This is a genomic window from Caulobacter sp. AVps16 (genome assembly GCF_058681455.1).
Genome location: NZ_CM178739.1, coordinates 3,610,976 through 3,633,679, shown reverse-complemented (window position 1 = coordinate 3,633,679; position 22,704 = coordinate 3,610,976). Strand labels below are relative to the sequence as shown.

Below are 22,704 nucleotides of genomic sequence, written 5' to 3'. Positions count from 1 at the left end.
CGTCAACACTAGGGAAATCTATCTGGGCCAGACTTGCGGCTGACCACACCGGTCGCAAGTCACCCCGAGCCCCTAGGCCTTGAAGATCGACGTCGTCTCCGCCCTTGATCTGAGCCCCGCAGACATCGCCCGCTGGTCGAGCCTGCAGGTGGGGCCCCTGCGCCTGGACTCGCCCTTCCTGTCTCCGCGCTGGACCCAGGCCGTGGCCCGGGCGCTCGATGCGACCGGCAAGAAGGCCAGTGACGTCAAGGTCGCCATCCTGCGCGACGACACGGGTCAGGCAATCGGCTTCCTGCCGTCCCGGGTCCGGTCCGATGTCGGCATGCCGGTCGGCGCGCCGATGTGCGACTATCAGGCCCTGGTCGCGGCCCCGGGTGTCGCGATCGACCCCCGCCAATTGCTGGCCGCCCTGCATGTCCACCGCCTCGACTTCTGTCACATGCAGGCCGATGACGAGACCCTGGCCCGCCACGGGCGCGGTCAGGCCGATTCCTGGATCGTCGAGGCGCCGGACGGCTATGCCGCCTATGAGGCCGGCCGACGCGCTGCGGGCTCGGGCGTACTCAAGGACATCGACAAGAAGCGCCGCAAGGCCGAGCGCGAGGTCGGACCGGCGGTCTTTACGGCCCTGTCGAACAACCGCGCCGATTTCGAGCAGTTGATCGCCTGGAAGCGGGCTCAACTGGTCGCCACCGGCCAGACCGACTATTTCCGCACGCCCTGGGTCGTGGCCCTGGTCGACGCGCTGTTTTCGACCCGCGATCCGGACTTCGGGGGCGGTCTCTACAGCCTGCACCTCGGCGGCGAACTGGCCGCCGTCCATCTGCACCTGCGCGGCAGCCACACCATTCACGGCTGGCTGATCGCCCACAATGCCGCCTTCGAGCGCTATTCACCCGGCCTGATGCTGTTCCAGGACATCCTGAAGAGCATGGACGGCGGGCCCTATGTCCGGCTCGACCTCGGGGCCGGCGACTACCGGTTCAAGCGCGAACTGTCCAATGCCCGCCAGACCGTGGTGTTCGGCTTCTATGGCTCGCCCTCCCCGGCCGCCTTTGTGCGCAGCGCCGCCTATGGCGTGCGCCAGATGGCCGAGGCCCTGCCCCTGGGCCGGATGTCGCAACTGCCCGGCAAGGCCATGCGCCGGCTGGACCTGTTGCGCGGGCTGCACTAGCGCCCTTTTGTCCGACCCTGATGAAGCCATCAGGTCGGAAAAGGCTCTAGCCGGCAAAGAAGGTCCGGCAGATCGCATCGCCGGTGGCTTCGGACAGCACCCGTTCGGGATCCAGCTCCATCAGCCGCCCGCCATTGTCTTCGGCTTCCACCTTGATCTTCTGCTGCTCGACCAGGGTCTTGCTCCTGGCCTCGCGGATCTTGACGCGGACGACCAGCCGATTGATCGGGTTCAGGCTGGGCGCTTCCGGTCGCCGCAGCTGCAACCGCTCGACCTTGAGATCCAGCCGCAGGTCCTTACCCACCGCACACTCGGCCAGATGGTCGTTGACGGCGTCGGTCAGGGTGGTCGCAAAGTCGTTGGATGGCCCCGAACCCCATTGGAAACCAGAGTCGACCGTGACGGTCCGGACGGAGGCCTGTGGCGCGGCCACGGCCGGCGCGCCGACAAGGGAAAGGCTCGCGACCAGGGCGGCGATCAGGGTTTTCATGGCGGTCTCCACAAGGTTTCCGCCCTTAAAGCCAAGGTGAGATGAACCTTAGATGAGCGGTCTCAGCCCTGGCCCTGCCCCAGCCGCACGCGCTGCGGATCGATCCGCCCGGCCTCCCGCGCACGGGTCCAGCCCAGGGTTTCGACATCTTCGCGGAAGGCGAAACGCAGCAGATGATCGGCGACCACCTCCTCCAGTCGCGCCAGGCCTTCGCGCCCCGAGGTCTCGACCGTGATGTCGCGCCCGGTCTCGTCCGCCACCATCCGGCAGTCGCCGGACGGCAGGGGAATGCGGGCGGTGGTCTCGTCAAAGGTGACCACGGACCTGTGGCCCCAGTGCCTGGCCAGCTGGGTCATGTAGCGGGCCGCCTTGTCGGTGGTCAGGCGGGCATGGCTCTGCAGGAGGGTCTCCATCAGACGCGCTCGATGACGCCGGCCGCCTCGTCCAGGGCCCGGGCGATCTGCTGAACCTGCTCGGCCGACAGTTGGCCTGCGGTCAGTTTCAAGCGCAGGGCCGTCTTGAGGTTTTCCCGGGCCCGCAAGATCTGCGGCGAGAAGGCGGCGCTGCGGGCCGCGGCCTCGGCCATCCGCTCGAACAGGCTTTTGACCGGCTGGGCATTGGCCTGAAGGAAGGCTTCGCCCTCCGGGGTGATGGTGTGCAGCTTCTTGCCGCCCCCGGCCTCGCTGACCGTGATGTAGCCCAGCTCTTCCAGCAGGGTCAGGGTCGGATAGACCACGCCCGGACTGGGGCTATAGGCACCGCCGGCGGCGCTTTCGATGGCCTTGATCAGTTCGTAGCCGTGGCTAGGCTTCTCGGCGATCAGCTTGAGGATCACGAAGCGCAGGTCGCCGTGGTCAAAGAACCGGCCCATGCGGCCGCCGCCGCGATGACCGCGCCCGTGCTCATGACCGTGAAAGCCGAAAGGGTGACGGCTGTGATGGCCGTCGCAGGGACCGCCAAAGCGGCGATGATGGTGTCGTCCAAACATAGGGTTTTCGATCCTGTTTCGTTATATCGAAATTATAGATATATCGAAATTGTCGGACCGCAAGAGCCTGTTTAGATATATCTGAAATGATCGCTACAGGCGCGTCAGGCCGCCTGCAGGGTTTCAGCCAGCAAGCGCCCCTCGGCCGCCCGGGTGGAGCCCGCCCGCCAGGCCACGACGATCTCGCGGCTGGAATGGGCATGGTCCAGGGGGCGGACGGTGACGGCGGCCTTGTCGGTCAGGCCGGCCTGGACCGCCATGGCCGGCAGGAACGAGATGCCCAGCCCCGAGCCGATCATCTGCACAAGAGTCGGCAGGGAGGTGGCGGCAAAACTCTCCTCATCACCAAACCCCTTGGGGGCCTCCAGGCCGCAGGCGGCCAGGGCGTGGTCGCGCAGGCAGTGGCCGTCCTCCAGCAGGATTAGGTCGTCACCGGCCAGGCTGTCGGGATTAACCCGCACCGAGGCGGCCATCGGGTGATTGGCCGGGGCGGCGGCCAGCAGTTCGTCATCCTCGACATGGGCCCAGTCCAGGCCGGTCATGTCGTAGGGCAGGGCGATCAGGGCCGCATCCAGGGCCCCCGCCTTCAGGCTGGCGATCAGGCGCTGGGTCAGGTCCTCGCGCAGGAACAGCCGCAGCTTGGGGAAGCGGTCGCGGAGCAGCGGCAGGGCGCGGGGCAGGAGATAGGGGGCTACGGTCGGGATCACGCCGAGACGGAACCGGCCGGCCAGGGGCAGGCCGGCCCCGCGCGCCGCCTGAACCAGGTCCTCCGTGCGGGTCAGGATATCCTGGGCACGCCGTACAGCCTCCTGGCCTGCCGCCGTCAGGATCACGCCCGACCGGGCCCGGTCGACCACCGCCGCCCCGAGGATCTTTTCGAGTTCCTGGATGCCGGCCGACAGGGTCGGCTGGGTGACATGGGCGCTCTCGGCGGCGCGGCTGAACGAGCCATGTTCCGACAGGAGCTTGAGATATTGCAGTTGGCGCAAGGTGGGGAGCATGCCGCGACTATAGGCCTATCAGGCGCTTTCGCATAGAGCAGGCCTATCCACAGAAATGATTTAATCGATTGGACCTATCGAACGCCGCCCGGTACACAGGCCTCACCTTTTTTCGGGAGCACTCCATGTCCTTGATCAACACCACCATCAAACCCTTCACCGCCGAGGCCTTCAAGGCCGGCAAGTTCGTCACCGTCAGCGACGCCGACCTGAAGGGCAAGTGGTCGGTCGTGTTCTTCTATCCGGCCGACTTCACCTTCGTCTGCCCGACCGAACTTGAGGACCTGGCCGACAACTACGGCGAGTTCCAGAAGCTCGGCGTGGAGATCTATTCGGTCTCGACCGACACCCACTTCGCCCACAAGGCCTGGCATGACTCGTCGGAAGCCGTCGGCAAGATCGCCTACACCATGGTCGGCGACCCGACCGGCACGATCACCCGCAATTTCGACGTCATGATCGAGGAAGTCGGCCTGGCGGATCGCGGCACCTTCGTCGTCGACCCGGACGGCAAGATCCAGATCGTCGAGATCACTGCCGGCGGCATCGGCCGTGACGCCTCCGAGCTGCTGCGCAAGGTCAAGGCCGCCCAGTACGTCGCCGCACACCCGGGCGAAGTCTGCCCGGCCAAGTGGGAAGAAGGCGAAAAGACCCTGAAGCCCTCGCTCGACCTGGTCGGCAAGATCTAGACCTCAAGACTGCCCCCGCGCGGATCGCCCCCCGGTCCGCGCCCCTGGCACCGTCGCCCGCTGCGGCTCTCCACGCAGCCGGCGGCGGTGCCTCCCCCCCCCTGAAAATGCCATGCGATCCTCCCGACGGGAGAATTGCGCCCTGAAGTCGGAGCCCGCCATGTTGGACGACAGCCTGAAGACCCAGCTGACCGCCTATCTGCAGAACCTGCGTCAACCGATCACGCTCGTCGCCTCGCTGGACGACAGCCAGGGTTCCAGAGACATGAAGGCCCTGCTCGAGGATGTGGCCTCCACCTCCGACAAGGTGAGCCTGAACCTGACGGGTGACGACGCCCGCAGGCCGTCCTTCGCCATCACCCGCGCGGCCGGAGATGCCTCGGTGCGTTTCGCGGGCCTGCCGCTGGGCCATGAGTTCACCTCGCTGGTGCTGGCCCTGCTGCACGTCGGCGGTCACCCGCCCCGGTTCGAGGCCGAGCTCCTCGACCAGGTCAGGGCCCTGGACGGCGACTATCACTTCGAGACCTATTTCTCGCAGTCCTGCCAGAACTGCCCGGACGTGGTTCAGGCCCTCAACACCATGAGCGCCCTGAACCCCCGCATCAGCCATGTCGCCATCGACGGGGCCCTGTTCCAGGCCGAGGTCGAGGCGCGCCAGATCATGGCCGTGCCGACCATCCTGCTGAACGGCCAGCCCTTCGGCCAGGGCCGCATGGATCTCGAACAGATCCTGACCAAGCTGGACACCGGGGCGGCCGACCGGGCGGCGGAAAAGATCAGGTCCAAGGACGCCTTCGATGTTCTGGTGATCGGTGGCGGCCCGGCCGGTGCCGCAGCGGCGATCTATGCGGCCCGCAAGGGCATCCGCACGGGCGTGGCGACCGAGCGCTTCGGCGGTCAGGTGCTGGACACCATGGCCATCGAGAATTTCATCTCGGTCTCGCACACCGAGGGTCCCAAGCTGGTCTCGGACCTGGAGCAGCACGTCAAGGACTATGAGGTCGACATCATGAACCTGCAGAAGGCTGTGGGTCTGGTGCCGGCCCGCACCCCGGGCGGCCTGGTCGAGGTCAAGCTAGAGAACGGGGCCAGCCTGATGTCGCGCAGCGTGATCCTCTCGACCGGTGCCCGCTGGCGCAATGTCAATGTGCCCGGCGAGGCCGAGTACAAGAACCGCGGCGTGGCCTATTGCCCCCACTGCGACGGCCCCCTCTACAAGGGCAAGCGCGTGGCGGTGATCGGCGGCGGCAACAGTGGCGTCGAGGCTGCCATCGACCTGGCCGGCATCGTCGCCCATGTGACCCTGATCGAGTTCGACAACCAGCTTCGTGCCGATGCGGTCCTGCAGCGCAAACTGGCCAGCCTGCCCAATGTCGCCATTGTCACCTCGGCCATGACCAGCGAGATCCACGGCGACGGCAGCAAGGTCATCGGTCTCAGCTACAAGGACCGGGTCAGCGAGGCGGTGCATCGCCTCGATCTCGACGGAGTTTTCGTCCAGATCGGCCTCGTCCCCAATACCGAATGGCTGAAGGACAGCGGCGTGGCCCTGACCCCGCGCGGCGAGATCGAGGTGGATCAACGCGGTGAGACCTCGATCCCCGGGGTATTCGGGGCCGGGGACGCGACCACCACGCCTTACAAGCAGATCATCATCGCCATGGGCGAGGGGGCCAAGGCCTCGCTCTCGGCCTTTGACTACCTGATCCGCCTGCCGACGGCCGAGACCCAGGCCGCCGCCTGACGCTCCAGGCCTGGCGGGACCGCAAGCCGTCGCCCCGGCCCTGGTGTCCGGGGCGACGGTTTTCGCGTTTCAGACGAATCACAGGTCCAGGTGCGACGTCTGCGCCCTCGACAGACAACTTGACCTTCGACTACTTTGTTAACCTCTGAGCAAGGGATTCGGGGTCGGGCCGGCTATCACGCCGCAACCCCTTGGGACAAGGTGGGCGACATGAGGCTGCTGTCGAAAAACGTGCGGGACACGAAGACGGTGAAGCCGGCAATGCTGGTGGAAGACGCCGGCCGTCCGGAGTTCTCCGAGCGGCTTATCGAATCCACCCAGGCTATCGGCGTCCGTTATGAAACCATCCATGGCGGGCTCGACAGCATCAGCCGCGTCGTCGAGCACCTGAGGGCCATTGAGCCCCTGCTCGCCGAGATCCGTCAGCCGGTCGCCGAAGAGTTCGAAGCCCGTCGCGCCGAGCATGCCGAACTGATCGCCCTGCGTGCGAATTATGAACAGGCCCTGCGTCAGGTCGCCCAGGCCCAGACCGAAGAACGCGAACTGACCGCCCGGCTGGCCACGGCCCAGACAGCCCTCGGCGAATCCGACGCCCGCATCCAGGCCCAGGACTCGGCCCTGGAGGACAATGCCCTCGAGATCGACCGCCTGCGCAACAGCCTGCTGCAGTCGGACCTGAAGGTCGGCAACCTCGATGCCTCCCTGCGCGACGCCACCGGCCGCATCGAGCACCTGGTCCAGGACGTCGACACCCTGCGCACCCAGAGCCAGGATATCGACGCGCGCCGCGGTGAGGCCGAGGCCTCCCTGGCCCGCGCCAGCCAGGAAAACGCCCTGCTGGTCGAGGAAGTCGCGACCCTCAAGAAGCGCATCGACCAGTCCGGCATCGACATCGCCCGCCTGTCGCGCATCGAGACCGATCTGGAGGCCCAGATCGCCGCCGAGCGCGCCCGCTTGCAGGCCGCCGAAAACGCCCTCGCCGTCCACCAGTCGGACTCGGGCCGCACCATTCGCGGCCTGGAGAGCCAGGTCGAGGCCGGTCGCGCCGAGATCTCCGCCCTGCAGACCCGTCTGGAGACCGCTACCGGCCGGGCCGACAAGCTCGAGGAAATGAACGGTCAGATCTCGCAGCGCCTGGCCGAGTCCAGCGCCCAGCAGCAGGCCGTCGAACGCCGCGCCGGCGACCTGAACGTGGCGCTCGAACGCGCCCTGGACCGGATCCGCACCCTGGAAGACGAGGGCGAGGGCCTGCGTCAGCGCCATGCCGGCGTCGACACCGCCCGGGCCGCCGCGATCGAGCGCGCCGACCAGCTGGCCAAGGCCGCCGTGGCCCACGACAAGACCCTGCAACGGGCCGAGGAGCGCGCCAACCAGCTGCGCGTCCGGCTCGAGACCATGCAGGAAGCCCAGGATACGTCGCGCCGCCAGCACGAGGACAAGCTCGCCGAGCTGCAGGCCCAGATCGAGCGCCTCACCTCCGAAGCCGCCCTGGCCGAAGGGGCGCTGGAAGCGGCTCGCCGCGATCGCTCGCGTCTGCAGATGGCCCTGCTTGGCGCCACAGAAGGCGATCTGGCTGAGGCCGGCTGAGTTTCCCCCGACCCCAAAGTCCGGAAAAGGGCGGCCCCTGTGGCCGCCCTTTTTTGTATTGGCGCGCGCTGAGGATCAGTCGGGCTTGCCGCTTTCGACCTGGCGTTTCAGCCGCGCAACCTGCTGGCCGATCACGCCATCGACCGGGGCCGCGATCCTGTCGAGCCCGCCCTTCATATAGCCGCCGACATCATAGGTGACGGTCAGACGGGTCTTGCCCTCGGCTTCGGTCAGCAGAAAGCCCAGATGCCCGCTGGCGCCACTGGACTGCAGAGGACCGAGGGCCCCGAACAGCACCAGCTTCTGGTTGGGCGCGGCATTGACGGTGCTCAGGTGCAGCACCGAGCCGCCGCCCGGCAGTTTTTCGCAGAAACAGCCGCCCGAGGCGGCCGCCAGGGACAGATTGGCCGCGGATCCCGACCAGGTGTGCCGACCATCCCACCAGCTTGCCGGCTGAACCAGGACACCCCAGACCCGGGCCGCCGGGGCGGCGATCTCGACCTCGTGGCGAACCTGGAAACCGCCGGGCGTGGCATCCGTCACCTCGGCACGGGCCGCCGTGCCGGACAGGGCCAGGGCGACAATGGCAATCCAGAGCTTCATGTGACGCTTCCCTTGTTGGTGCCGGGCAGCGTTCCCGCCCTGCGAGGTCAGCGTCAAGCTTCAGGTGTTCCCTTGGCGGAATGATCGCGCTAGGCTTTGGCCATGAACACGACCCAGAGCGGTCGTCGGGGCTTCGGGCTCCGTCGCGCCCAGGACCTTCTCCGCTCCGTATGACGCTCCTGACCTGATCGGGCGAGACGCCGCGCCTGCGGCTCAAGGACGGCAAGGCCGTCAGCGAAACCTACGGACTTCAAACCGATGACCATCACCACACCCGACTGGGCCGCGCGTTTCAGCGACCGCATGGCCCGCGTTCGCGCCAGCGAGATCCGCGAACTGCTGAAGCTGCTGGACCAGCCCGACATCCTGTCCTTTGCCGGCGGGATCCCTCATCCGGGCCTGTTCCCGACCGAGGCGATCCAGGCAAGCTATGAGGCCATCCTTGCCGACCCCGCCCAGGCGGCCCAGGCCCTGCAGTATTCGGTCAGCGAGGGCTATCGGCCGCTGCGCGACTGGATCGCCGCGCGCATGACCCGCGACGGCATGCCCTGTAACGCCGGCAACATCATGCTGACCGCCGGTTCGCAACAGGCCCTCGACCTGCTGGGCAAGCTGTTCCTGACCCGCGGCGACACGGTGATGGTGGCCCGGCCGACCTATCTGGGCGCGCTGCAGGCCTTCAATGGCTATGAGCCGAACTATCTGGATCTGCCGGAAAACGGCCTGTCCCAAGGACTCGTCGCCACGGTGCGCGAGCGGGCCATCGGGGCCATGGGCTATTTCGTCCCCGATTTTGCCAATCCGACCGGCCTGAGCCTGACCCTGGCCGAGCGCGAGACCCTGCTGACCCTGGCCGACGACCTGGGTATGGCCCTGATCGAGGACGCCGCCTATCGCGAGCTGCGGTTCAGCGGCGAGGCCTTGCCGACCCTGCTTTCCCTGGACATTGCCCGGTCCGGCGGGATCGAGCAGGTCCGCACCCTGTTCTGCGGCACCTTCTCCAAGACCCTGTCACCGGCCCTGCGTATCGGCTGGGTCTGTGGCCCGCAGGCCGTGATCGAAAAACTGGTCCTGCTGAAGCAGGGCGCGGACCTGCACGTCTCGACCATCAACCAGATGGTGGCCCATCGGGCCGTGGCCGAGGGCTATGACCAGCATCTGGGCCGGCTGCGGGCGGCCTATGGCACCAAGGCCCGCACGATCCTGACCGCCCTGGAACGGCATATGCCGGCGGGCGTCACCTGGTCGGAGCCCCAGGGCGGCATGTTCGTCTGGGTGTCGCTGCCCGAGGGGATGGACGGCAAGGTGGTGCTGGAGCGGGCCCTGGCCGAGGAGCGCGTCGCCTTCGTGCCGGGCGAGCCGTTCTTCGCCGAGGTCGCAACCGCCAATGCCCTGAGGCTCAGCTATTCCCTGCCCGACACGGACCAGATCGAGGACGGCGTGGCGCGGCTGGCCCGGCTGATCGGGCGGATGACCTAGTCCGGCGGTGAGGTCACCGTGGCCCCGGTTGCCTTCAGCTGGTCCAGCACGCCATTGGCCGGAAGCAGGACAGCCAGGTCGACCACCGCCACCGTAACGCCCGGACGGGTCAGGGCGCTCGACAAGGCACCCGCCGACTGGCCGATCTGCTGCTCCAGAAGCTTGCCGCCCCCGGGTGATCGCAGCAGGCAGCGCTGGGCGGCACTGGCCGAATAGCGGGCGCGGACGCTGGCCAGATCGCCCCGCGCCCAGTCGGAACCGATCGTGGTGGGCCGGCCGCCGTCATATTCCAGCTCGTCCAGAGCATCGCGCAGACAGGCCAGCTGGGCGTCCTTCGACAGCTTGCCGGCGGCGCTGACCACCGCGCTCATGCGGTACTGGCCCATGGCCTTGATCCGGACCTTGCGGGCCCTCGCCATCCGCTCGATCGTGCTGACCGGCTTGGCTTCGGAGAGCCCGGCAGCCTGGCGGAAGTCCGACAGCAGCAGGAAACCGGCGATGGCCGGCTGCCAGCCCTTGTACTCGCCGGCGCCTTTCTTCGCCCGGGTGCGGCCCGAAATGAAGCGGGCCTTCAGGTCAGGGGGCAAGCCATCCTCCAACCTTTCGCCCAGGCCCTGACGCAGACCGGCGCCGCCCTTCAGAACGAAGCCCGCGATCTGGCCCGGACCGACCGAGGCCTTGGGCGGGATCAGCAGCAGATCGGCCTGGTCGAGGGCCCGCTCCAGGCGCGGGCTTTTCCAGGCCAGTTGATGGGGCAGGGGCACGGCGGAGCCGACCACATAGAGCCGGGCCTCGCCCTTCTGGACCAGCCAGACGGCCGGTCCGGGTGCCCGGGCCACGACCAGAAGTTCCTCAACCACGGCGCTGCCGGGATCTTCCGGGGCGAGGCCAGGCTCAACGGTCTGGGCGTGGGCGACGGCTGAAAGTGCGAAAAACACGATCGCGGTGAGGGTGGACTTCACGGACGCCATGTCACCTTCGCAGTCAAAAAACTCAATCCTGTCATCCCGGATAGCCTCTACGAGGCTTCCGGGATGACAGGCTTTTGGGCTCTGAGTGCGGAGCCTAGGCTCCCGGCGGCACCGGGAAGCCACGGTTGCGCATCAGGGCCCCGATCTTCACGTCGCGGCCGCGGAAGGCCTTGAACTGGTCGACCGGATCGACCGAGTTGCCCTTGGACATGATGGTGGCGATCAGCCTCTGGCCGGTGGGCTTGTCGTAGAAGCCGCCAGGGGCCTCCTTGAAGGCCTCGGCGACATCCGCCGTCAGGGTGTCGGACCACAGATAGCTGTAGTAGCCCGCCGAATAGCCGTCGCCGGAGAAGACGTGGCCAAATTGCGGGGTGCGATGGCGCATGACGATCTCCTTGGGCATGCCCAGCTTCGTCAGCTCATCGCGCTCGAAGGCGTCCGGGTCGATGGCGACGTCACCGGCCAGGTGCAGCTTCATGTCGATCAGGGCGCTGGCCAGATATTCGGTGGTGTCGAAGCCCTGGTTGAAGGTGTCGGCCGCCTTGATCTTGTCCACCAGGGCCAAGGGGATCGGCTCCCCGGTCTTGTAGTGGACGCAGAACTTGCTCAGCACCTGCGGGGTCGGCAGCCAGTGCTCGTTCAGCTGGCTGGGGAACTCCACATAGTCGCGGGCGACATTGGTGCCCGACACCGACGGATAGGTGGCATTGGCGTTGAGGCCATGAATGGCGTGGCCAAACTCGTGGAACAGGGTGGTGGCGTCGTCCCAGGAGATCAGCACCGGCTCGCCCGGCGCACCCTTGATGAAGTTGGAATTGTTGGAGACAATCGTGGTGATCTCGCCCCGGAACCGCTCCTGGGTCCGGTAGGCGTTCATCCACGCGCCCGAGCGCTTGCCAGGCCGGGCATAGGGATCGAAGTACCACAGGCCCACATGCTTGCCGGCGCGGGTCACCTCATAGACGGTGATGTCCTCGTGATAGACCGGCAGGCCTTCGACCTTCTTGTACTCGAAGCCATAGACCTCGCCCGAGGCCCAGAACATCGCCTCGCGCAGCTTGTCCAGCTGCATGTACGGCTTCACCTCGTTCATATCGAGGTCGTACTTGGCCTTGCGGACCTTCTCGGCATAGTAGCGATAGTCCCAGGGCGCGATCTTGAAGCCGCCCTTTTCAGCGTCGACGATGGCCTGCATGGCCGCCACATCGATGGCCACCTGGGCGATGGCCGGCTTCCACACCGCCTCCATCAGGGCCATGGCCTTGTCCGGCGTCTTGGCCATGGCGTTTTCCAGGCGCCAGTGGGCGTGGGTCTTGTAGCCCAGCAGCCTGGCGCGCTCGACGCGCAGCTTCAGGATCTTGGCGATCAGGCCGTTGTTGTCGGTGGCCCCGCCGTTGTCGCCGCGATTGACGAAGGCCTTCCAGACCTTTTCGCGGGTGGCGCGCACCGGCGAATAGGTCAGGTAGGGGTCAACGCTGGAGCGGGTGTTGACGATGATGAACTTGCCCTCGAGCTTGCGCTGGGCGGCGCTGGAGGCGGCATTGGCCTTCAAGGAGTCCGGCAGGCCGACCAGGTCGGCTTCGCTGAGTTCGATATAGGTGTTCTCGTCGGCCAGAAGGTTCTGGCTGAACTTGGTGAAATAGCCGGCCATTTCGGTGTTGATCGCCGCGACCCGGGCCTTGGCGGCGGCGTCGAGCTTGGCCCCGGCCCGCACGAAATTGGTGTAGTAGATCCACAGCACGCGCTGCTGCTCGGGCGTCAGCTTCGCCTTTTCCGGCGAGGTGTAGACCGCCTCGATGCGTTTGAAGAGCGCGGCGTTCTGGGTGATCTTGTCGCCCAGGCTGGCCAGCTTGGTGTCCAGCTCTTCCTCGACCACCTGGAACTCGGGCGTGCTCAGATTGCCGCCCCAGATGCCGTAAAAACAATAGAAGTCCGACAGGGCCCGTCCGCTGTCTTCTAGGGCGGCGATGGTGTTTTCAAAGGTCGGCGCGGCCGGATTGGCGGCGATGGCGTCGATCTCGGCCAGGTTCTTGGCCATGGCGACCTCTGCCGCCGGCTTGAAGTCGGCGACCTTGACCTTGTCAAAGGCCGGGACGCCGCCGAAGGGGCCGGTCCACTTGGCCAGAAGGGGATTGCCGTCTGCGGCCAGGGCGAAGCTCGGATTCAGGGTGGCGGCGACTCCGGTGGCGGCCGCTGAGGCGAGAAAGGTTCGACGTTGCACGGAAGATCTCCGGTGAAGGTGTTGTCGCGACCGTAGGCCAGCCGGAAGGCGGCGTCACATGACAGGACCGTAACCTTTCATGCGACCGAATTGCGGCGGCGTGGACGAACCGTTCGGCGGAGGCTAAACCACCCCCATGTCCATCGGCGTCTTTGACTCTGGCGTGGGCGGCCTCTCGGTCCACCGCGCCCTCGTACAACGCCTCCCGCAGGCGGATTTCACCTATCTGGCTGATCAGGCCAACGCGCCCTATGGCGGTCGGACCGGCGAGGAGATCGTCGACCTGACGCGCGCAGGCTGCGAGCGGTTGTTCGATCGCGGAGCCAATCTGGTCGTTCTGGCCTGCAACACCGCCAGCGCTATCGCCCTGCGTCGCCTGCAGCAGACCTGGCTGCCCGGCTATCGCAAGGCCCTGGGCCGCCCGGTCAATATTCTCGGCATCATCGTGCCGACCATCGAGGCAGCCACCGGCCTGCCCTGGGAGCACGAGGCCGAGCGCCGCGGCGACAAGGTGGAACAGCTGGATGTGCTGGGCGTGTTCTCAACCCCGGCCACGGCTCGCTCGCGCGTCTACGAGATCGAGATCGACAAGCGCAAACAGGACCTGGCGGTGTTTTCCCAGCCCTGCGGCGACCTGGTGCCGATGATCGAGGCCGACGCCGGTGTGGTCGAACTGGCCAAGGCCGTCGAGGCCCATGTCGAGGCTCTGAAAACCCGCATCGGTCGCTACCCACACCGGGTGGTGCTGGGCTGCACCCACTACGAGATCATCGCCGACATTTTCCGGGCAGCCCTGCCGGCCGGAACCCCGCTGATCCAGCAGCCGGCCGCCACGGCCGATGCCCTTGAGCTTTATCTGGAACGTCATCCGGAGCTGGATCCGGGGACCGGCGGGTCGCGCCTGTTCCTGACGACCGGCGCACCGGGCCCGCAGAACGGCCTGGTCGAAAGCTTCTGGGGTGGCCCGCTGAGGTTTGAGGCGGCCTAAACGCTCCGGGCGATGGAGGAGATCTCCAGGGCTTCCCGCAAGGCAGGCTGCCGCGAGCGGCTGACGGGCAGGGGCGGACCCTCGCTGAAATGCAGTTTCCAGCGCGTGCCGTCACGCTCCAGGCGCTGGACATGGGCCAGGTTGGCGATCACCGAGCGATGGATGCGCAGGAAGCCGGTCGGCAGTTGCGACTGCAGGCCCTCGAGGCGGGCGGCATGCAGCAGGCTGCGCCCCCCGACCATCCGCAGCTCAACATAGTCGTCCGCCCCCACCACGGCCAGGATCTCGGCCAGGGGGGCCAGTTCGACTCCGCGCGCCGAGGCTACGGTCAGGCGATCGGGAAGGCTGACGGCCTCGGTCAGGGCGGCTTCGCGGCCCCGGTCATCCCGACCCAGCCGCACCACCTCGACCATCAGCAAGGGCAGGACCAGACCGGCGGCGAGCAGGAAAAAGGACAGATCGGCCAGCCATTGCGGGAACCCGATGGCCAGGGCCAGGAAGAACGCCAGATAAGCCAGGGTCGGTCTCGCGCCCGGACGACGGTCGCGTACACCGATCGCAGCCGGCACGGCAGCCAGGATCACCCCGGTCATCAGGGCCAGCACCGTCTTGACGTCAAAACCAGGTGCCAGGGCGGTAGCGCTGATGACAATCAGGGCCACACCGATCATCAGTCGGCTGGCCTTGGGCCAGTACCGCGCGGCCACATAGCTGACGAGCAGGACCGCGAAGGCCGCCGCCAGCCCCCAGATGGCGCTCATCCGCCAGGCGTGCATGGGATAGGGATAGTTGAACAGGGCCCGCAGGCTTTCGACGATGGCCTGCAGGGCCGCGACTCCGGCCATGGCGGCCAGGACCAGGCTGGAGCCTGTGCGGCGCATGGCATGAATGACCCCGAAACCGAACGCCGCCGCCAGCAGCGTGCCGGCCGCCACAAAGGTGATCGCCAGGAGCACGGTCCGCTGTGGATAGGGATAGGGCCGTACGACCAAGGCGGTCATCGGGCCGTCAAACCTTAAGCCGCCATGGAAGGACGACAGGCGCAGCACGAGGTCATTGGCACCGGGTCGCCAGGCCGTCTCACGGACCGGAAAGATCGCCTGGTATCGCCCGGGCACCTCGTCCTGCGCCGTTTGGGCGGGACGTCCGTTGGAGCCCAGCTGCCGGCTATTGAGCCAGACCTCCGACGAGGCGGCACCTGACACATAGACGGCACGGGCCCGGCTATCGTCGGGGGCCTTGATGGTGGCGCGGATCCACAGCTCCCGGCCCTGGGGGTCAACGACACCCTGGACCGGACGGCAGTCGCTGAGCACAGGACCGCTCGGGCCCGCCACGCCCTGGCAGGCCTGCCATGACAGGGTCTGGGCCTGGGCGAGGGGCGCAAGGCCCGTCAGACAGAGGGTGAGGAGCAGGAGTCGCCACATGCTCACCCTTTTAGGGCGCCGCTCGCCGAGATGCGCCGCCATTCACCGATCAAGCGGCGCCATTGACCGAAGCGGCGTAGCAGGCCCCGACCCGAACGGTTCAGCTGTCGCCATGACCCAGACATCCCTTCATCGCCGCGCCCTGCTCGCCGCCGCCGGCCTCGCCTTTCCGGGCCTGGCCATCGCCCAGTCCATCGCGCCGCCCCCGGCCCCCGCCCCGAACCCGGCCGGTCCTTTCCGGTTCAAGGGCTGGCGGGGCCAGGACACCGAGGCCGAACGCGGCTTCTTCGAAGTGCCCGAAGATCGTCGTGATCCCAAGTCGCGGAAGATCCGGCTGAGCTATGTTCGGTTTGCCTCGACAGCCGCAGAGCCCGGTCCGCCGATCATCTATCTGGCCGGCGGCCCCGGTGGCACGGCGACCCGCGCCCTGTCCGGACCGCGGTTTCCGATCATGATGGCCCTGCGCGAGTCGGCCGACGTCATCGCCTTCGACCAACGCGGAACCGGCCTGTCCAACCCTATCCCCGAGCGGCCGGCCTCGACGCGGCCGCCGCCGGTCCTGACGCAGGAGGGCCTGACCGCCTATCAGCGTGAAGAGTTGCAGTCCGCCTGGGCCGACTGGACCAGGGCCGGCGTGGCCATGAGCGGCTACAATACCGAACAGAACGCCGACGACATCGACGACCTGCGCCGGCATCTGGGTGCCGAGAAGATCGATCTCTGGGGCATCAGCTATGGCACCCACCTGGCCCTGAGCGTGCTCAAGCGGCACGGCGACCGGGTGAGCCGGGTGGCCCTGGCCAGCCTCGAGGGCCAGGACCAGACGGTAAAGCGGCCGGCCGCGATCGACGCCTTTCTGCAGCAGGTCGATGGCCTGCTGGCCGCCGATCCCGCCATCCGCCGGGCCATCCCCGACCTGCCGGCCCTGATGCGTCGGGTCCATGCCAGGCTCGACGCCACGCCCCTGACCCTGCCGACCACACTGAACGGCGCGCCGGGCGAGTTGAAGCTGGGCGGCTTTGCCCTTCAGTTGATGGCGGGAGCCCTGATCGCCAATCCACAAACCCTGGTCATGCTGCCCGGACTCTATCTGGCGCTCGAGGCGGGCATGACGGAGGTGCTGACGCCGTTTGCAGGCGAGTTCGCCAACAGTCTCGGCATTGCCGGCATGCCGGAGGCCATGGACCTCGCATCTGGGATATCGCCCGCCCGCCTGGCCCTGGTGCAGCGCGAGGCCAAGACCGCCGTTCTGGGCTTGGCGCTGAACTTCCCCGTGCCGCAGCTGCTAGGCGTAATTCCGGGCATCGATCTGGGCGAGGCCTTCCGCGCGCCGCTCGTGATCGACCATCCGGCCCTGCTGATCGCCGGAACGCTGGACGGTCGCACGCCAATGTCCGAGCAGGACGAGGTTGCGGCCCAGTTCCGGCGCAAGGCCCGGGTGACCGTCGAGAATGCCGGCCACAATGTCTTTGAGGCCCATCCCGACGTCCAGGGCCTGATGGTCCGCTTCTTCCGCGGCGAACCCGTCGGCGATACCCGGCTGAGCCTGCCCCCACCGACCTTCAAGCTGGGCTGATCGCACGCCATCCGCCGCGACGTTCTGAATCGTCTCTGAACCAACGCCGTAAACGCCCCTTAACCCTCTTGCGGCAAAAGATGCTGGTTCGAGCGTTCGATACCGGTGTTTCGGAGAGTTTCATGGCGCGAGCAGCGCGGCGTACGGCGGCGGAGCTGTTCTGGGATGCGGTCCGCTACGGCTGGGCCCAGCCCTGGTCAGCCCGGTTCCGCGGCGGACTGGTGACGGTGATCGGTGGCGGTCTGCTGCTGGCCGTCGCCACCTATAATGCTGCCGATCCCAGCCTGAACGCCGCGACCGGCCAGGTCGCGACCAATGCCCTGGGTGGGCTCGGCGCGGCCGTGGCCGACATCCTGATGCAGTCGCTCGGCCTGTCGGGCTGGGGCGCGGCCCTGCTGATGCTGGTCTTCGGCGTGACCCGCGTCTCCCAGGCCGATCCGGCCGCCGAGCGTCACGACCTGCGCCTGCGCGCCCTGGTCGGGACGATCGGCCTGCTGGCCCTGGCCGGACTGCTGTCAGCCCCGCGCCCGCCGGCGGCCTGGCCGCTGGAAAAGGGTCTGGGCGGATTCTGGGGCGACGGTTTGCTGCACCTGATCGCCGCCATCTTCAGCTTCGCCCGCCTGCCCGGAGCCCGCCTGCTGGCGGCCCTGGTCCTGGCCATCGGGGCCCTGATCGCCCTGGCCTATGCCATCGGGGTGCGCCGCTTCGATCCGGAGGCCATCGCCGTGGCCATCGGTGACGCCCTGCAGGCCCGCGACCGGCCCGAGCCTGAACCCGCCCCGGCCGCTGCCAGGGCTCCCCGGGTCCGCAAGGCCGCCGAGGTGCCGGTCCAGGCCCGGCGTCCCGCCCGGCCCGAGGCCGAGACACCCGACCAGGCCTATACCCCGCCGCCGACGGTTGCGGACGACGAGGACGAGGCCCCCGTCCCGGTCCGGCCCCTGGCCATCGCCAAACCCAAGTCCCTGCCCAAGGATAGCGGCCGCGAACAGCGCGAACAGCAGAAGGCTTTCAATTTCAATGACGAAGGCGGCTTCCAGCTGCCGGAGCTGAATATGCTGGCCAAGGCCAAGCCGCGCTCGTCCGAGGTCGATGCCGCCGCCCTGCGCCAGAATGCCCGCCTGCTGGAAAGCGTGCTGGCCGAGTTCGGGGTCAAGGGCCAGATCGACCAGATCCGTCCCGGCCCGGTGGTCACCATGTACGAGCTGGTCCCCGCACCGGGTGTGAAGACCGCCCGGGTCGTGGCCCTGGCTGACGACATTGCCCGCTCGATGAGCGTGATCTCGTGCCGGGTGGCCGTGGCCCAGGGTCGCAATGCCATCGGCATCGAGATGCCCAATTCCAAGCGCGAGACCGTCTATCTGCGCGACCTGCTGTCCAGCCACGACTACGACAAGGCCAGCTCGATCCTGCCCATGGCCCTGGGCGAAACCATCGGCGGCGAGCCCTATATCGCCGACCTGGCCAAGATGCCCCACCTGCTGATCGCCGGCACCACCGGCTCGGGCAAGTCGGTCGGCGTCAATGCCATGATCCTGTCGATCCTCTACAAGCTGCCGCCCGAGAAGTGCCGCTTCATCATGATTGACCCGAAGATGCTGGAACTCAGCGTCTATGACGGCATCCCGCACCTGCTGGCCCCGGTCGTCACCGATCCGAAGAAGGCCATTGTCGCCCTGAAATGGACCGTGCGCGAAATGGAGGACCGCTATCGGCGGATGTCCAAGATCGGCGTGCGCAATATCGGCGGCTATAATGAGAAGGCCAATGAGGCCCTCGAAAAGGGCGAGCACTTCGAACGTACCGTGCAGACCGGCTTCGACGACGCCGGCCGGCCGATCTACGAGACCGAGCAGATCCGTCCCGAGGCCATGCCCTATCTGGTCGTGGTCATCGACGAGGTCGCCGACCTGATGATGGTGGCTGGCAAGGACATCGAAGGGGCCGTCCAGCGCCTGGCCCAGATGGCCCGTGCCGCCGGCATCCACCTGATCATGGCCACCCAGCGCCCGTCGGTCGACGTGATCACCGGCACCATCAAGGCCAATTTCCCGACCCGGATCAGCTTCCAGGTCACCTCAAAGATCGACGCCCGCACCATCCTCGGCGAACAGGGCGCCGAGCAGCTGCTGGGCCAGGGCGACATGCTCTACATGGCCGGCGGCGGACGGGTCACCCGTCTGCACGGGCCGTTCGTCAGCGACGGCGAGGTCGAGGCCGTGGCCCGGTTCCTGCGCGACCAGGGTACGCCCAACTATCTGGAAGAGGTCACCGCCGGCGGCGACGACGAGCAGGAAGAGGCCATCGAGGGTGCCTTCGCCGGCGAGGGCGGGGCCAATGACCTCTACGACCACGCTGTCGCCGTGGTCACCCGCGACCGCAAGGCCTCGACCAGCTACATCCAGCGCCGCCTGCAGATCGGCTACAACCGCGCCGCCTCCCTGATGGAGCGGATGGAGAAGGAAGGCGTGGTCGGTGCCGCCAACCATGCCGGCAAGCGCGAGATCCTGGCCCCGCCGCCGCCGGGCCTTTGAGCTAGAAATATTCCGTTCTCCCCGGCGAAAGCCGGGGCCCAGGTCGATCCCCGGGAGGCTCTGGATCTGGCGAGGGCATAAGGCGCGTCATCCCCAGACGCTCAGGCTGAATCTGGGCCCCGGCTTTCGCCGGGGAGAACGGGGGGCGGGTTTGGCGGTCACTCCCATCAGCCCGCCCCAGGACGGAGCCATCCTTACATCTCACGGCGAGACGATCGCTGGCCTGGAAAGATCGCTCAAGGACGACGCTCCGCGTCGCCGCGACGCGGCCGCCAGAGGCGGTCCTTGACTGATCTTTCCAGACCAGCACGCTGCGGCCTCCAGGAGATTTAGGGATCACACCGACCGGTAGGTCGGTTTGCTCAGAACGGAAACACTTCATGCCAACCACGCTGAAGGCCACCAAGATCGTATTTGCCGTTTGTATGGGTGTTGTTGTCGCCTTGGGCGGTCTGAAAGCGGGCTTTCGCCTATCCGCTTTGACTGTTTATCCATTTATGGGAGCGGCATGTTTGCTTGGGATGTGGGCTGGCCTCCGCCTCATAAAGCTGCGCCGCGCCAAAAGCGCCGAAGCGCTGAGAAATGGTCACTTCACTGACTGACCAGCCGGGCTCCGATTTCAACCAACTGGTCTCCACCCCAGCCCCATTCCAGCGCAACCCACGGCCCAGCCCCCGCGTTCCCCACCGACCCCAACCTGAACGGCCCTTCATCCCACCGCCGGAAAATGGCCTCGGATCGGTCTTTCGCTCGTCACCGCGTCAGGGCAAAGGTTGTCGCTCAAGGAGACCGCATGACCGACACCCCGACCACCCGCCGCGCCCTGATTGCCGCTGCCGGCGCCGGCCTGGCCGCCGCTTCGTTCGGCGCGCCGGTGTTCGCCCAGTCTGGCGGCACCCAGTCCAAGGCTCCGACAGCCGCCGTCCTGACCGCCGAGCAGAAGGCCCTGGTCGACAAGGCCACCGGCTATATCCAGGCGCTGTCCTCGGCCAAGGGACGCTTCATCCAGACCGACCAGCGCGGCACGGTCACCCAGGGCACGCTCTTTCTGCAGCGCCCCGGCAAGGCGCGCTTTGCCTATGAAGGGGCCTCAGGCCTGCTGGTGGTCAGCAACGGCAACAACGTCAATATCTTCGACAGCCGCCTGAAGACCTTCGAGAGCTATCCCCTGAGCCGCACGCCCCTGGCCCTGCTGCTGGCCCGCGAGGTGCGGCTGGATCGCGGCGTCATCATCACCGACGTCCGCCAGCTGGCCGACGGTTTCACGATCGTGGCCCAGGACGCTCGGCGTCAGACCCTGGGCCGGATCAGCCTGGATTTCAGCAGCGCGCCTGTGAGCCTGATCGGCTGGACCGTGAGCGATGTGAAGGGCGGCCAGATCCGTGTGCGCCTGGTCGATTTCGCGAAAACCGGCGAACTGGACCCCAAGCTCTTCGTCCTGACCGATCCGCGTCAGCACCGGGCCGGGGCCAAATCATGAATGTGACATTCCCACAACAGGCAAGAATCAACAGACTAATCGCTTGACTATTAAGCACGTCGTGGCATATTTGACACGCATGGCGACGAGGGCCCGACCCCCTCGCCGCAAACCGTGCCGGATACTATCCCCTCCCGGCGGCGGCATGAGAGACCCGACTTTCGCCCGGATGCTTAAGGCGTCCGGGCGTTTTTCATTTTCGGTCTGGCCCAAACCCTCTAAAGCCACGCCATGCGCCTCCGTATCGCCACCTGGAACGTCAATTCCGTCCGCCTGCGCGCCGAGCAGGTCGCCCGCTTCGTCGACGAGCAGGCACCCGATGTGCTGTGCCTGCAGGAGATCAAGTGCCAGGAGGCCGAGTTTCCGCGCGAAGCCTTTGAGGCGGCCGGCCTGCCGCACCTGAAGATCGCCGGCCAGAAGGGCTGGCATGGTGTTGCCATCGCCTCGCGCCTGCCGCTGGAGGACGCGCCCGTGCTCAAGCTCTGCCGCGAGGGCCATGCCCGCTGCGTCGGGGCGACCGTGGCCGGGGTCGAGATCCAGAACTTCTATATTCCGGCCGGCGGCGACGAGCCCGACCGGGCGATCAATCCGAAGTTCGACCACAAGCTGGACTTCTACGAGACCCTGACCGCCGAGATGAAGCGCCGCGATCCGAAAGCGCCGCTGGTCCTGACCGGCGACCTCAATGTCGCCCCCGGCGAGAACGATGTCTGGAGCCACAAGCAGATGTCGCGGGTGGTCAGCCACACCCCGATCGAGCTGGAAGCCTTTGCGGCCCTGATGGGGTCGCTGAATTTCCTCGACCTGCCGCGCCTGGCCACCCCGGAGCCGGAGAAGATGTTCTCCTGGTGGAGCTATCGCGCCGCCGATTTCCGCAAGTCCAATCGTGGCCTGCGCCTGGACCACATCCTGGCCAGCCCCGGCCTGCGCGATGCGGCGATCGTCGACGGCAAGGTGTCGTCGAAGGTGCATGACACGGTGCGCGAATGGGAACGCCCCAGCGACCACGCCCCGGTGACGGCGGATCTGAAGCTTTAGCCAGTCCGCCCCCGCGCGATCAGAGCCGACAGATAGCTTTCCATCAGCAGCACAAGCTCGTCCTCGAGCACGGCCGGCGACAGGCTGAGGTCCGGCTCGGCCGCCGCCGCCCGCAGCAGACCCGCCACCGCATGGGTCAGGACGAACAGCGACTCCGGTGACAGATCCAGCTGCAGCTCGGCCCGGCCGGCGATTGCGGCCAGAAAGGCCTGATGGTGATGCAGCATGACCGCATCGCCGCCCGCGCCGAACAGGGCATCCAGCAGCACCTTGCGGGTTTCGGGCGTGCCCTCGAAGGTGGTCATCAGGGCCTGGACGATCGGCCGAACACTGCCCAGTTGGGGCGCAGCGATCAGGGTCTCGGCGATCCGGTCCCGCGCGGCCTCGGCGCGGCCCTGGGCCATGGCCGCCAGGATCGCCGACTTGCCGCTGAAGTACTGGTAGAGGGTGCCGATACTGACCCCCGCCCGCTGGGCGATCCGGTTGGTGGTCAGGCTGTCGAGCCCCTCAGCCTCGAGAAGTTGAAAGGTCGCATCGAAAATCGCCGCGACAGTGGCTTCAGCCCGGCCCTGTCTTGGGGTTCGTCGCGTCTTTTCAGTCACTTGCCAGTCCCCTTCGCCGCTCCGTGGCTCGCCGACCAAGGCGAGTAGAAACATGAGCAATGCTTACATAATCTCAGGCTCCGGGCGAGAGACCGCCATCCGGCTGAGGATTTCG

At 67.1% G+C, this 22,704-nt stretch carries 20 protein-coding genes; 11 read left to right on the top strand and 9 right to left on the bottom strand.

Annotated features, from left to right (window positions below):
* The first annotated feature begins 79 nt into the window (after window positions 1-79).
* Window positions 80-1,174, top strand: coding sequence for a GNAT family N-acetyltransferase (locus tag ACW17U_RS17455; protein WP_492054100.1), 1,095 nt, complete (start codon window positions 80-82; stop codon window positions 1,172-1,174).
* 46 nt (window positions 1,175-1,220) lie between these two features.
* Here ACW17U_RS17455 and ACW17U_RS17450 read toward each other — a convergent pair whose 3' ends face one another.
* The 4 genes from ACW17U_RS17450 to ACW17U_RS17435 form a co-directional block, all read right to left on the bottom strand.
* Window positions 1,221-1,664 carry a hypothetical protein gene (locus ACW17U_RS17450; protein WP_492054098.1) on the bottom strand — a complete coding sequence of 148 codons (444 nt, stop codon included), beginning with the start codon at window positions 1,662-1,664 and terminating at the stop codon, window positions 1,221-1,223.
* A gap of 62 nt (window positions 1,665-1,726) precedes the next feature.
* Window positions 1,727-2,077 (bottom strand): DUF2218 domain-containing protein, encoded by a 351-nt coding sequence (locus tag ACW17U_RS17445; RefSeq protein WP_492054096.1) that lies wholly within the window; start codon window positions 2,075-2,077, stop codon window positions 1,727-1,729.
* Entirely contained in the window at window positions 2,077-2,652 is a 576-nt protein-coding gene (locus ACW17U_RS17440; protein WP_492054094.1) for a PadR family transcriptional regulator, read from the bottom strand. Before ACW17U_RS17440 ends, ACW17U_RS17445 begins: the two co-directional genes overlap by 1 nt.
* A gap of 104 nt (window positions 2,653-2,756) precedes the next feature.
* Window positions 2,757-3,653 (bottom strand): hydrogen peroxide-inducible genes activator, encoded by an 897-nt coding sequence (locus tag ACW17U_RS17435; RefSeq protein WP_492054092.1) that lies wholly within the window; start codon window positions 3,651-3,653, stop codon window positions 2,757-2,759.
* A 125-nt stretch (window positions 3,654-3,778) separates the two neighbouring features.
* On the opposite strand from ACW17U_RS17435, the gene ahpC reads away from it, so the two are divergent.
* From ahpC to creS, 3 genes are all read left to right on the top strand, one after another.
* Window positions 3,779-4,342, top strand: a complete 564-nt coding sequence (gene ahpC, locus ACW17U_RS17430; RefSeq protein ID WP_062150809.1) for an alkyl hydroperoxide reductase subunit C — start codon at window positions 3,779-3,781, stop codon at window positions 4,340-4,342.
* 160 nt (window positions 4,343-4,502) lie between these two features.
* Window positions 4,503-6,086, top strand: a complete 1,584-nt coding sequence (ahpF, locus tag ACW17U_RS17425) for an alkyl hydroperoxide reductase subunit F (protein WP_492054090.1) — start codon at window positions 4,503-4,505, stop codon at window positions 6,084-6,086.
* A 210-nt stretch (window positions 6,087-6,296) separates the two neighbouring features.
* The gene (gene creS, locus ACW17U_RS17420) at window positions 6,297-7,673 is read left to right on the top strand and encodes a crescentin (protein WP_062150821.1); all 1,377 of its coding nucleotides are present in this window, start codon (window positions 6,297-6,299) and stop codon (window positions 7,671-7,673) included.
* Between the two features lie 75 nt (window positions 7,674-7,748).
* Here the strand turns inward: creS and ACW17U_RS17415 are convergent, their stop codons facing one another.
* On the bottom strand, window positions 7,749-8,276 hold the full coding sequence (locus ACW17U_RS17415) for an SRPBCC family protein (RefSeq protein ID WP_062150823.1): 528 nt from the start codon (window positions 8,274-8,276) through the stop codon (window positions 7,749-7,751).
* Window positions 8,277-8,534: 258 nt separating this feature from the next.
* Here ACW17U_RS17415 and ACW17U_RS17410 point away from each other — a divergent pair, with 258 nt between their 5' ends.
* Window positions 8,535-9,755 carry an aminotransferase-like domain-containing protein gene (locus tag ACW17U_RS17410; protein WP_492054088.1) on the top strand — a complete coding sequence of 407 codons (1,221 nt, stop codon included), beginning with the start codon at window positions 8,535-8,537 and terminating at the stop codon, window positions 9,753-9,755.
* On the opposite strand, the gene ACW17U_RS17405 is transcribed toward ACW17U_RS17410, so the two are convergent.
* Window positions 9,752-10,726 (bottom strand): TraB/GumN family protein, encoded by a 975-nt coding sequence (locus ACW17U_RS17405; RefSeq protein WP_492054086.1) that lies wholly within the window; start codon window positions 10,724-10,726, stop codon window positions 9,752-9,754. The genes ACW17U_RS17410 and ACW17U_RS17405 overlap by 4 nt on opposite strands.
* A 94-nt stretch (window positions 10,727-10,820) precedes the next feature.
* Window positions 10,821-12,947: a M3 family metallopeptidase gene (locus tag ACW17U_RS17400; protein ID WP_062150832.1), complete on the bottom strand. Its 2,127-nt coding sequence runs from the start codon at window positions 12,945-12,947 to the stop codon at window positions 10,821-10,823.
* Between the two features lie 136 nt (window positions 12,948-13,083).
* Here ACW17U_RS17400 and ACW17U_RS17395 point away from each other — a divergent pair, with 136 nt between their 5' ends.
* Complete coding sequence (locus tag ACW17U_RS17395; protein ID WP_062150835.1) at window positions 13,084-13,935, top strand: glutamate racemase; 852 nt, start codon at window positions 13,084-13,086, stop codon at window positions 13,933-13,935.
* Here ACW17U_RS17395 and ACW17U_RS17390 read toward each other — a convergent pair.
* The gene (locus ACW17U_RS17390) at window positions 13,932-15,362 is read right to left on the bottom strand and encodes a LytTR family transcriptional regulator DNA-binding domain-containing protein (RefSeq protein WP_492054083.1); all 1,431 of its coding nucleotides are present in this window, start codon (window positions 15,360-15,362) and stop codon (window positions 13,932-13,934) included. The genes ACW17U_RS17395 and ACW17U_RS17390 overlap by 4 nt on opposite strands.
* Window positions 15,363-15,474: 112 nt before the next feature.
* Between ACW17U_RS17390 and ACW17U_RS17385 the strand changes: the two genes are divergently transcribed.
* From ACW17U_RS17385 to ACW17U_RS17365, 5 genes are all read left to right on the top strand, one after another.
* Complete coding sequence (locus tag ACW17U_RS17385) at window positions 15,475-16,938, top strand: alpha/beta hydrolase (protein WP_492054081.1); 1,464 nt, start codon at window positions 15,475-15,477, stop codon at window positions 16,936-16,938.
* A gap of 80 nt (window positions 16,939-17,018) precedes the next feature.
* The gene (locus tag ACW17U_RS17380) at window positions 17,019-19,469 is read left to right on the top strand and encodes an FtsK/SpoIIIE family DNA translocase (RefSeq protein WP_492054080.1); all 2,451 of its coding nucleotides are present in this window, start codon (window positions 17,019-17,021) and stop codon (window positions 19,467-19,469) included.
* 380 nt (window positions 19,470-19,849) lie between these two features.
* The gene (locus ACW17U_RS17375; protein WP_492054078.1) at window positions 19,850-20,071 is read left to right on the top strand and encodes a hypothetical protein; all 222 of its coding nucleotides are present in this window, start codon (window positions 19,850-19,852) and stop codon (window positions 20,069-20,071) included.
* A gap of 191 nt (window positions 20,072-20,262) precedes the next feature.
* Window positions 20,263-20,949, top strand: coding sequence for an outer-membrane lipoprotein carrier protein LolA (locus tag ACW17U_RS17370; RefSeq protein ID WP_492054076.1), 687 nt, complete (start codon window positions 20,263-20,265; stop codon window positions 20,947-20,949).
* A gap of 231 nt (window positions 20,950-21,180) precedes the next feature.
* Window positions 21,181-21,987, top strand: a complete 807-nt coding sequence (locus ACW17U_RS17365; protein WP_492054074.1) for an exodeoxyribonuclease III — start codon at window positions 21,181-21,183, stop codon at window positions 21,985-21,987.
* On the opposite strand, the gene ACW17U_RS17360 is transcribed toward ACW17U_RS17365, so the two are convergent.
* Entirely contained in the window at window positions 21,984-22,589 is a 606-nt protein-coding gene (locus tag ACW17U_RS17360; RefSeq protein WP_492054073.1) for a TetR/AcrR family transcriptional regulator, read from the bottom strand. The genes ACW17U_RS17365 and ACW17U_RS17360 overlap by 4 nt on opposite strands.
* Window positions 22,590-22,704 lie beyond the last annotated feature (115 nt).